Annotated in this window: 1 protein-coding gene; it reads left to right on the top strand. The window is 50.2% G+C overall.

The annotated features are described in order from the left end of the window. Positions 1 to 15: 15 nt before the first annotated feature. Entirely contained in the window at positions 16 to 3834 is a 3819-nt protein-coding gene (locus QUB11_RS30840) for an nSTAND1 domain-containing NTPase (protein WP_333392525.1), read from the top strand. The last annotated feature ends 220 nt before the right edge of the window (positions 3835 to 4054 follow it).

Below are 4054 nucleotides of genomic sequence, written 5' to 3' on the forward strand. Positions count from 1 at the left end.
GAAATCGAGTATGGTATGGAAAAGCTGAGCAAACTCCTCGTAGAACGCGCCCCTAATGCGGACGTACTCAAGCAGAGGTTTAAAACGCAGGTAGAGACGCTGAAAAATACACGCGGAGCCGAGTCACGCACCGCCCGCGAACAGCGCCAGCAGGCAATAGTAGAACTCAACAACCTCTGCGAGCAACTGCTCGACCTGAGTTTCGATGCTCTGGCAGCCTTGGGTAAGCAACCACCAGAATACAAGGCCCAGTGCCCGTTCCCAGGTCTGTCTTCCTTCGCGGATAAAAAATACCACAAGTTCTTTTTTGGGCGCGATGAGCTGATTAAAGACTTACAAAAGGAACTGGCGAAGGACAATTTCTTAGCCGTAATTGGCACTTCGGGTAGTGGTAAGTCATCGGTAGTGCTAGCAGGACTGATTCCTAAGCTTAAAGAGGAGGAGCTAAGCCTCCAGTGGGCTTACATGACGCCTGGAAAAGAGCCTCTGAAGCAGCTAGAAAGACGATTAGAAAGATTATCGAAGCTATTAGAGCAACATTCAATATTAGTAGTAGACCAATTTGAGGAACTTTTTACCCTCTGTGACGATAAAGACAATCGGCAAGCCTTCATTAAAAAGTTATTAAATGTTGCCGAACAACGGAAAGTTGTAATCACGATGCGGGCAGATTTTTTGGGAGAGTGTACCTTCTACCCCGAACTGAGAAAGCGGATTGAAACTCGACAAAAATTGGTTGGGCCGATGGAACCTGCGGAACTGATTACAGCCATGAAGATGCAGGCAGATAGTGCAGGACTGCGCTTTGAATCTGGCTTGAGCCACTCGATTCTCAATGACGTGCAAGGGGAGCCAGGGGCAATGCCGCTGCTGCAATATGCGTTGCAGGAACTGTGGAAGCGACGGCGGGGACGGTGGTTGTGCGATGAGGAGTATCAAGCGATCGGTAGAGTCCAAAAGGCGATCGCTAAGACTGCCGATGATTTCTACAATAGCTTGTCAGTTGCTGAGCAAGAGCAAGTTCGGAATATTTTCTTGCGCTTAACTCGCTTGGATGCGAGTGCTGTAGTAGGGGAGAAGCGACGGGACACGCGCCGCAGGGTGGAGTTAGAGGATTTGGTGCCAACAGGCGATGATCTAGCAGCAACAAGGAAGTTGGTGCAGCAGTTGGCTGGTGAAGGGGTGCGGCTGGTAGTTACCAGTCGGAACGAAGCTACGGGAAAGGAAGAGGTGGAAGTGGCTCATGAAGCTTTAATCCGCTACTGGCCGGCGTTGCAAAATTGGTTGAATCAGAACCGCAATGATTTGCAACTGCGAGAAACTATTAATCAGGCTGCAGAAGATTGGCAAAATCACAAGGATCGACCAGGCAAAGATAGCTATTTAGTACATCAGGGGGGACGATTAGAAGATGCTGAGGTGTTGTTAAAGCACCCCAAATTTGTGCATCTTAATCAAGAAGAGGCGGAGTATGTTTTGGCTTGTGTCCAGTTGCGCGATCGCATTCGCAAACAAGAGGAACAACGCAAACACCGTATTCTCATGGCGGCTGTGAGCGCCGCTTTTGTCTTGGGTGGATTTGCCATTTTTGCTGGAATTCAGTGGAGGAAAGCAGAACTTCAGCAAATTCTAGGTTTTTTAGAATCTGCTGAAGCCCGCTTGGCTTCCAATCAAACACTAGATGCACGGATAGAAAGTTTACAGGCTGCTCAAGCACTCAAGCATTCATTTTGGGAAACACTTTGGCCAGAGGCTGGGTTAAGGAATCAAGTGCTAGGTAAGCTGTCCCAGACAATTTATGCAGGACAGGAACTGAACCGTTTAGAAAGCAATCAAAGGCAAGTTGATAATATAGCTTTCAGCCCGGATGGCAAGACACTGGCTACCAGTGGCTCTGAAAGGCTATTTAGCCCGGTGCCAACCATCGTCCTGTGGGACACTAAAGGCAAGCCGTTGGTCGATTTCAAAACGAATCAAGATAAGGTCAATAGCATAGCGTTCAGCCCGGATGGCAAGCTCTTAGTCACTGCTGGAGGAGACGGCACCGCCCGTCTGTGGGACACAAAAGGCACGGAGTTGAAAGTTCTCGAAGGGCATCAAGGCGAAGTCAAGAGCGCCATGTTCAGCGAGGATGGCAAGCTCATAGTCACTGGTGGAGAAGACGGCACCGCCCGCCTGTGGGACGCTACTGGCAAGCCGTTGGCTGTCCGCAAGCATCAAGGTCAGGTCAATAGCGTCATGTTCAGCCCGGATGGCAAGTTGATAGTCACTGCTGGAAAAGACAACACTGCCTACCTGTGGGACAGGTCTGGTAAGCAGTTGGGCGTTTTTAAAGAGCCTCAAGGTGAGGTTAATAGCGTGGCGTTCAGCCCGAATGGCAAGCTTTTAGTCGCTGCTGAACAAGACGGCAATGCCCGTGTGTGGGACACTTCCAGTAAGCGATCGACTGTCCGCAAAAAGCATAAAGGTGATATCAATAGCGTGGCGTTCAGTCCCGATGGCAAGCTTTTTGTCAGTGGTGCACAAGACAACACCGCCAACCTGTGGGACACCGCCCGCCTGTGGGACACAAAAGGCAAACTGTTTGTCACTCTCAAAGGGCATCAAGGTGATATCTATAACGTGGCCTTCAGCCGGGACGGCAAGCTCATAGTCACTGTAGGAAAAGACGACAGCGTCCGCCTGTGGGACACAAAAGGCAAGCCGTTGTTCGTCCTCAAAATGAATCAAGGTGAGGACAAGAGTGCTATGTTCAGCCCGGATGGGAAGCTTTTAGTCACTGCTGGAAAAGACGACAGCGTCCGCCTATGGGACACTTCTGGCAAGCAGTTGACCGTCATTAAAATGAATCAAGGTGAGGTTAATAGCGCTATGTTCAGCCCGGATGGCAAACTTTTAGTCACTGCTGGAGACGACGGCAAAGTCCGTCTGTGGGATACTTCCGGCAAGGAGTTGAAAGTTCTCAAAGGGCATCAAGGAAAGGTCGGGAGTGTGCATTTCAGCGGGAATGGCAAGCTCATAGTCACTGGTGGAGAAGACGGCACCGCCCGTCTGTGGGACACAAAAGGCACGGAGTTGAAAGTTCTCCAAGGGCATAAAGGTAAGGTCAAGAGCGCCCTATTCAGCCCGGATAGCAAGATCGTAGTCACTTTAGGAGAAGACGGCATCCCCCGCCTGTGGGACACTTCCGGCAAGCAGTTGAAAGTTCTCAAATCGCCTAACGGAAAGATTTGGAGTGTAGCGTTTAGTTTGGATAGCAAGTTCTTAGTCACTACTGGAGAATACGGTATCGTCCAGTGGGATATTTTGTCTGGCAAGCCGTTGGCTTCTATACAACGGAAGAAGCGCTTAGCCGGGAGTCTGAAGTTTAGTGCCGATAGAAAGCTCGCAGTCACTGCTGAAGAAGACGGCACCGTCCGTCTGTGGGAAAGTCCGTCAGCCAAGCCGTTGAACGTTTTCAAAGGGCATCAAGGTCATATCACAAGTGTGGAGTTTAGTGGGGATAGCAAGCTCCTAGTCACTGCTGGAGAAGACGGCACCGCCCGTCTGTGGGATCTTGAGAACAGGTCGTCTAGCAAGCCGTTGGCGGTTTTCAAAGGGCATCAAGGTAAGGTCAATAGCGTGGCCTTCAGCCCGGATGGCAAGCTCATACTCACTGCTGGAAAAGATGGCACCGCCCGCCTGTGGAAAATCGCAGGAATGAATGAACTCCTAGCAATGAATTGCGATTGGGTGCGCGATTATCTAAAGAACCCCAGTGTCGATCTCAGTGAGAGCGATCGCCATCTTTGTGATGGTATCGGTACTGCTAATAATCTACGCAAAGCCAACTGAAACTATTGCCATTAGGGAGCCACTATCACCCGTGAAAACCAGGAGTGCAAGCGCTATGAACCGAGTTAAAGAATTTCAAGCCCACCCCTTATATGGTGCGCTTCGGAGCCGCTTTCTGTGAGAAATAATGAGGGGACATGACGCATGAACGTCTTTGAGTTTGAGATTACCATTCAGAGCAAATCAGGCGAGAGTAGCTGGCCCATTGTTGTCAGGTGTA

Source organism: Microcoleus sp. B6-A1, from assembly GCF_036705085.1.
Lineage (GTDB): Bacteria > Cyanobacteriota > Cyanobacteriia > Cyanobacteriales > Microcoleaceae > Microcoleus.